The organism is Polaromonas sp. P1_G2 (genome assembly GCF_056405515.1).
In genome coordinates this window covers 1-371 of the sequence record NZ_JBFUBY010001654.1, presented here as the reverse complement: position 1 = coordinate 371, position 371 = coordinate 1, and the positions used below count along the sequence as shown (strand labels likewise).

The 371-nt window shown below is 62.5% G+C and carries 1 protein-coding gene; it reads right to left on the bottom strand.

The window, feature by feature from the left end:
- A partial coding sequence (locus AC1D0P_RS31990; protein ID WP_477680398.1) for an alcohol dehydrogenase catalytic domain-containing protein occupies positions 1–286 on the bottom strand: 286 nt, incomplete at its 3' end.
- Positions 287–371: the final 85 nt, after the last annotated feature.

The following is a 371-nucleotide window of genomic DNA, read 5'->3' as shown; positions in this document are numbered from 1 at the left end:
ATTCTTCGCAATGCCCGCAGCCGGAAACGAAAGGCACTGTTACCCGGTCTCCGACCTTGAAGCGCGTCACCTGCGCGCCGACCGCCGCCACCGTGCCGGCCAGCTCGTGGCCCGGCACATGCGGCAGGTGAATATCCGGATCATGCCCCTGCCAGCCATGCCAGTCGCTGCGGCAGCTGCCCGAGGCCTCGACCTTGATGACCACACCATGCGGCTCGACCGCGGGGTCAGCCACTGTGCGGATTTCCGGCGTGACGCCATAGGTTTCGTAGTACATTGCGCGCATGTTCCGGATACTCCAAGACAATCAGGTGGCGGGACATTGCCATGCGCCTACCATCAAGCAAAGAGCCGAAGACCATGACTTTTGC